This window comes from Apibacter mensalis, assembly GCF_001418685.1.
Taxonomy (GTDB): Bacteria; Bacteroidota; Bacteroidia; order Flavobacteriales; family Weeksellaceae; genus Apibacter; species Apibacter mensalis.
The window spans coordinates 118,113-124,928 of the sequence record NZ_LIVM01000009.1; the positions used below are offsets into that span (position 1 = coordinate 118,113).

Sequence of the window (6,816 nt, forward strand, 5' to 3'; positions counted from 1 at the left end):
TTTCATAAGAAACAGATATTTTATTTAAAAATTTAGATACCTTTAAAATTAGATTTTTAAAATGATCAGCGATCCGTTTGGTGAAAATCTAAACAAATTCCTAAAGAAAAATCCTATAAACCTTACTTTTATTTACGTTACAGTAAATCCATTAATAATACGTTAAATTTATCAAAATTTTTATGATATAAATAGTATCTTGGAAATTTTTACCATTTAAATCTATTAATTATTTCATTCCAACGAATTTTTCGAATAAAATCGATTTCTTGTTGAGAAATAATTCTTTCTTTTTTCTTTCTTTCAAAAGCAAGGAAAGTTTTAAATGAAATTAAAAAATGCTGTAAAGATCTGTCTTTCCATGAAGCTTTTGCACATGATATCAAGGCTAATTTTTTTGAAAGGCCGATATTGTAAAAATACTCTCCTAATTTACGAGATTTAGTTTCTTGATATATTTGTGCAGTTGGCTTTAAGTGTTTTACAAAGAGGTTCTTTATAACTTTAACTTCCCAATTGTGCATATGTGCAAGTAAAATATCCAGATTATCCCATCCTAACATCATTCGAAGTCCTCCTATATCTATAAAACATTCTTTTCTATAAGTTTTTATAGGACCTCGTACATGATTCTTATTTGAAATATTTTCATACATCCATTGTGTTCCTTTTTTAATATAAACTAATCCACCTATAATCCCGATTTTAGGATTGTTTTTTAATTCATGTACGATTAATTCAAAATAATTTCTTGGTAGAATAATATCTGCATCCAGTTTAACTAAAATATCATACTGTTTCCAATCTACTGAATTTAAACCCTCGTAAAAAGTTTTAATTACTTTTGCTCCCGGAATATGCTCGGATTTATTAACTAAATTAATAAGGTTGAAGGACGGCTTATCTTGGATAAATTCTTCAATAATTTCTCTAGAGTTATCCGTTGAAGAATCATTAACTAATATCCATTGGATATTTTTATAAGTTTGTTTGTGTAAAGAATGTAAACATTTTACTATATGTTTAGATTCATTAAAAACGGGTATTATAACTAAAATTTTCAATGACTATAGTATTCTATTTATTTTACGCTTTAAGTTCATAACTGGGACTTATTCATAACCATTCAAAACATATTTTTCAAGTGTATCGGCAATCGTCCTGTCATTGGATAATCGTGGAAGTTTATTTTGTCCGCCGAGTTTACCGATTTCTTTCATATATTCATTAAACCCTCCTTTTTTAATTATTGTAATTTTTAAAGGTCTTAATATAGTACCGATAATAAGATCATTATAGTAAGTGTTTCTTTTTCTTAAGGCTTGATCTAAATTTAATTCAAACTCTGAAATGTTGATGGGAGGCTTTTCAAATTCTATAAACCATTCATGATAGGGTAAACCTTCCAAAGGGTTCACTTGGGGAGCAAGAGTAAATTCTTGAACTATACAACCTGTTAATTCCATGGCTTCCTTAATTGCTTCTTCAACTTCTAAAGAAATTACATGTTCCCCAAATGCAGAAGTAAAGTGTTTAGTTCGACCGGTAACTATGATTTTATATGGATTTTTATTTATAAATCTAACTAAGTCTCCTATTTCATAGGCCCACAACCCTGCATTAGTGGTTATAAGTATTGCATAATCCGTATTCAATTCAACTTGTTTCAAAGTAAGACGTTTTGGATTCTTTTTTCCAATTTCTTCCGAAGGAATAAATTCATAAAAAATACCATGATTTAACATAAGTAGCAATCCTTCCTCATCAACATTATCTTGAAAGGCTATAAATCCTTCAGAAGCAGGATATGTTTGAATAATGTCCAACTTTTTACCAATCAATTCATTTATTTTATCTTCATAAGGCTTATAATTTACTCCCCCCGTTACTAAAAGTTGTAAATTAGGAAATATTTTACTTATAGATTTTCCGGATTTAGCAATCAATTTCTCAAAATACATGACCAACCAAGGTGGGATGCCACTTATTAAAGTCATATTTTTATTAACAGTTTCCTCTACAATTTTATCAACTTTAGTTTCCCAATCTTCGATACAATTAGTTTTCCAAGAAGGCATACGATTATATTGAAGATATTTAGGAACAAAATGTGCAGAAATTCCTGACAACCTACCGGTCATTATACCATTATTATTTTCCAAAACAGGGCTTCCTTGTAAAAAAATCATTTTACCATTAATGAAATTTGGATTTTTTCTTTTATAAATATAATAAAGTAAAGCACTTTTGGCACCTTCTATATGAAAGGGCATGGACTCTTTAGAAATAGGGATGTATTTAGTTCCTGAAGTAGTGCCTGAGGTTTTAGCAAAATAAAGGGGCTTATTAGGCCATAATACATTATTTTGTCCCAGCTTGATTTTTTCAATATAAGGTCTAAGACTTTCATAATTTTGTACAGGAACTTGCTTTTGAAAATCTGAAACGGTAACTATTTCAGAGAAACAGTAGTCAATGCCAAAATTAGTATTTTGAGATTCTTTTATGAGTTTTTCAAACCAATAATATTGTGTTTCTATAGGTTGGTTAGTCCATATATTATCTTTTTTAATATGTAAGGAAGCCCACCCTTGTGCAAGTTTATTTTTTAAAAGCCCCATTGTAAACAGTATGAGTTTATGATTAAACAAATATCGCAATTTAATTTTAGTATATTAAAAATTTAATTACTGATAAAACTTATAATTTTTTTTAAAAATTCTTTCTTAGTTTTAATTACAAATAGAGAATAAAACATTGGATTGAAACTTTTAAAAATAATATTATTAGTATATTCGCAAACAATAATTAAGGTAAAATGAAGTTAAGTTACAATAAATTAAATAACCTTATCGGATGGGGAGTTTTTTTAATAGCTGCTATATCCTATTTATTAACTATTGAACCCAATTTTAGCTTTTGGGATTGTGGCGAATACATTTCTTCAGCCGTAAAGTTAGAAGTTACTCATTCACCGGGCGCGGTATTTTTTCAGATATTGGGATCAGTTTGGGCGATTTTAGCCTTTGGCGATCCTACTAAATATTCTATAGTTATTAATGCTATGTCTGCAATTATGAGCGCTTTTGCCATACTCTTCTTATTCTGGACCATTACTCATATGGTTAGAAAGATTTTATTCGTACATACAGCCCCCCAAGAATTAACCTCATATCAAAAAGCTACCATCTTATTAAGTGGGGCTGTAGGGGCTTTAACATTTACATATACCGACACTTTTTGGTTTTCTGCTGTAGAAGGAGAAGTTTATGCAGCTGCATCATGTTTTACCGCATTATTGCTATGGCTTATGTGTAAATGGGAAAATGATTTATCAAATCCCCGTTCAGATAAATGGCTTATACTAATCTCTCTACTTATCGGTTTGTCTGTAGGAATTCATTTAATGGTAATATTAGTAGTTCCTACCCTAGGTTATATATATTACGCTAAAAAATATTCCTTTACTTGGAAGAACTTTATATTGGCCAATATTGCTATTGGAGGTGTATTTTTAGCTGTATTTAAAATTATATTTCCATTTACCATGTCATTTTTTGGAAAATGTGAAATATTTTTTGTAAATAATCTTCAAATGCCATTTAATACAGGTTCTGTTGTGGCATTTTTAATTTTAATAGTTGCCTTTTATTTTGCTTTACGATATACCTCCAAACATGGATATAAGACAGGTAATACCGTTATTTTATCTATTTTATTTATGCTTATTGGTTTTTCGAGCTGGGTCGTGTTGCCCATACGAGCTAAAGCTAACCCTCCTATCAATTTAAATGATCCGGATAATGCAATAGGAATGTTGGATTACTATAATAGGGCTCAATACGGAGATTGGCCGGTATTATATGGAGCTAACTATACGGCATATCTAGATCCTAACGGAATTATAGGAACTAATGACAATGGCCCTATATATGAAAAGGACGAAAAAACGGGAAGATATATTGAAACAGGAAGAAGAATTAGTTATAAGTTCAATCCTGAGCAGGTGAGCATATTTCCGCGTATGTATAATCCGGATCCGAGTGTTATAGAAAATTATGGATTAATGGAAGGGTATCCTAATTTTACCTTAAATTCAAAATATTTCGGTAATCCTGAAGCGCAAAAAGTTTTTGATGAGTTGATCAGGAAAAAAAATTCCGGTGAAATATCAGTTCGTGATTATCAAATAGCTAAACAAAATGAACTTATCAATGTTAAAAAGCCAACGTTAGGACAAAACTTGGATTTTATGTTGACCTATCAAATGGGGTATATGTTCATAAGATATTTTTTGTGGAATTTTGCCGGTCGTCAAAATGATTTACAAGGAAATTACGAATCGACTAAAGGAAATTGGATCAGCGGTATTAAATATTTTGATAATTTAAGATTAGGAGATCAAGATAAGCTACCTGCAGCATATGTGAACAAAGCTACCAACCAATATTATTTTTTACCATTACTGCTAGGTTTAATAGGATTCTTCTTTCAATTGAACAGAGACCCCGGAAGAAATTTTTCATTAATCGCTATATTTTTATTAGCCAGTGTAGGTATTATTTTATATACCAGTATAAAAGCTTTTGAACCAAGAGAAAGAGACTATGCATTAGTGACTTCATTCTATACCTTTGCTATTTGGATTGGAATGGGAGTGACAGCAATCATGTACTTATTAAATAAATTCAAACAAAGGCAAATAGGCTTATTTATTGGTTTTCTCTCATTAGGAGTTCCTATTTTGGTGGGATTTCAAAATTGGGATGATCATGATAGAAGTAAGAGATATACTGCTTATGATTTTTCAAAAAGTTATTTACAAAGTTTAGATAGTAACAATCCAATACTTTTTGTATATGGAGATAACGACACATACCCTTTATGGGCATTGCAAGAAACCGAAGAATTTAGATCGGATGCCAAAGTGGTTAACTTTACCTTGTTGGGTACAGCATGGTATATTGATCAGGTTCAAAGAAGAACATACAAGGCACCCGGTATACCTTCTTCATTAAAACATGAAGAATATAGAGATGGGGTTAATGATCAAATTATTTTATTGACTCGTGATTTTTGGAAGCAAATTTTTGATAATCTTCCGGAAGACAGTATACCTGCTGATATCGCACAGTTTAAAAAATATGCAATTAAAGACAGCCTATCAGCTAAAGAAGCTATAAATTTTCTTAAGAATGAGAAAGATCAATCTGCAATTAAGGAGTTATATACTTATGTAACTGAAAGAGATTATAGAGGAGCTGATGTAGGATTTATTCCTGTAAATAAAATATGCTTGCCTGTAAATAAAGAGAATGCCTTAAAATATGGAATAGTTAAACCTGAAGATTCTAAAATGATGGTAAATAATGTTGTGTTGAAAATTAATAAACAAACATTATATAAGGACGGTTTAGCTGTACTGGATTTACTTGCCAATTATAATTGGGATCGTTCCATATATTTTAGTTCAGGGGGTACTTATTCTCAATCTAATATCATGTTTACACAAAATTACTTGGAATATCAAGGTTTAGTTTCAAAATTAGTTCCTATTTATACACCTGATACCAATACCGGAGAACAAGGAAGAATAAATCCCAATACCATTTATAACTTGGTTATGAACTATAAATTTGGAAATTTAAAAGATCCTAAAGCTTATTTTGATGAAACTTGTAGAAGTAATATTTTAAATTACAGGATGTCCTGTGGAAGAGCAGCTATTGCTTTGGCAAAAAGTGGAGATAAAAAACGGGCTAATGATATTTTAGAATTAATAAATAAAGAAATACCATTAAATATGTATCCGGCTACGCCTTCTTATAATTCTATCATATCCGGTTATTTCCTTATAGGTAAAGAAAAAGAAGGGTTGAAATTAGCAGAAGCTTATAAAAACCAAATATTTAAAGAATTAAATTATTACTTATCACTATCTCCACACGATCAAACCTTTGCAACTGATGATATGAGTAAATTATCCAGCTATTATACACTTATCGTTGATAATATTGCAAATACTTATCTGGAATTAAATAAGAGAGATAAAGCAATTGCTTATATTACAGAATCTTTAAAACCGTTAGATAAAAGATTGAAAACATTTGAAATGCTTGGAAAAAATAATGCAAAAGGACAAAAAATATCTCTTCAGAATCTCATGTACTCGTATGGGCAGTTGCTTCAAGTATTGCATCCTATTGATTCTGTATATGAAAAAGAAAAGTCTGAAGAAATTTCAAATATTATTATGAAGTTAGAATAAATTATTAGTATTATTGCAGAAAATATTTGTTGGCTACGTAGTTCAACTGGATAGAATATCAGATTTCGGCTCTGAGGGTTGGGGGTTCGAATCCCTCCGTGGTCACTTAAAAACTCGCTTATATAGCGGGTTTTTCTTTTATACAAAGGTTTTTATTGAATTTTAGCAATTTTTGAATATGACAAAAAATGCTGTATTATGCCATATTTTTGATACATTTTTTTACATTTGTATCAAATCTTTTGATACAATTTAACACAATCAAAATATGGATAATTTGAGCTTACGATTTGTTTACGACAGGCGTAATGAAATAGCAAAAGGTAAGTCTGCAGCTCCTCTGCATATTGAGGTACGGCAAAATAAAACCATTAACCGGATATTCATAAATACCTATATAAAATTAAAACCATCCGAATATTCCGATAAAAATGGATTTACCTGTAAAAATCACCCTAACGCTACGGCGATAACAGCTAAAGCTCATCGTATATTTAGAGAAGTAGAAGAGTTTGTATTATCTGATAACTGCCGTACTTTAGAAGATG

The 6,816-nt window shown here is 30.2% G+C and carries 4 protein-coding genes and 1 tRNA gene; 3 read left to right on the forward strand and 2 right to left on the reverse strand.

The genetic code is table 11. The annotated features are described in order from the left end of the window. Nucleotides 1-209: 209 nt before the first annotated feature. Complete coding sequence (locus ASC36_RS07615) at nucleotides 210-1,064, reverse strand: glycosyltransferase family 2 protein (protein WP_055425901.1); 855 nt, start codon at nucleotides 1,062-1,064, stop codon at nucleotides 210-212. 48 nt (nucleotides 1,065-1,112) lie between these two features. Further along, nucleotides 1,113-2,621: a GH3 auxin-responsive promoter family protein gene (locus tag ASC36_RS07620; protein WP_055425902.1), complete on the reverse strand. Its 1,509-nt coding sequence runs from the start codon at nucleotides 2,619-2,621 to the stop codon at nucleotides 1,113-1,115. 197 nt (nucleotides 2,622-2,818) lie between these two features. Here ASC36_RS07620 and ASC36_RS07625 point away from each other — a divergent pair, with 197 nt between their 5' ends. From ASC36_RS07625 to ASC36_RS07635, 3 genes are all read left to right on the forward strand, one after another. Continuing rightward, nucleotides 2,819-6,268, forward strand: coding sequence for a glycosyltransferase family 117 protein (locus ASC36_RS07625; RefSeq protein ID WP_055425903.1), 3,450 nt, complete (start codon nucleotides 2,819-2,821; stop codon nucleotides 6,266-6,268). 31 nt (nucleotides 6,269-6,299) lie between these two features. After that, a tRNA-Arg gene (locus ASC36_RS07630) sits at nucleotides 6,300-6,373 on the forward strand. A 163-nt stretch (nucleotides 6,374-6,536) separates the two neighbouring features. After that, nucleotides 6,537-6,816, forward strand: a 280-nt coding sequence (locus ASC36_RS07635) for a hypothetical protein (RefSeq protein WP_221400571.1), incomplete at its 3' end; no start/stop codon positions are given.

Coding starts and splice junctions, on each gene's coding strand:
- ASC36_RS07620 (WP_055425902.1), bottom strand. CDS start 2,621: ATGGGGCTTTTAAAAAATAAACTTGCACAAGGGTGGGCTTCCTTACAT.
- ASC36_RS07625 (WP_055425903.1), top strand. CDS start 2,819: ATGAAGTTAAGTTACAATAAATTAAATAACCTTATCGGATGGGGAGTT.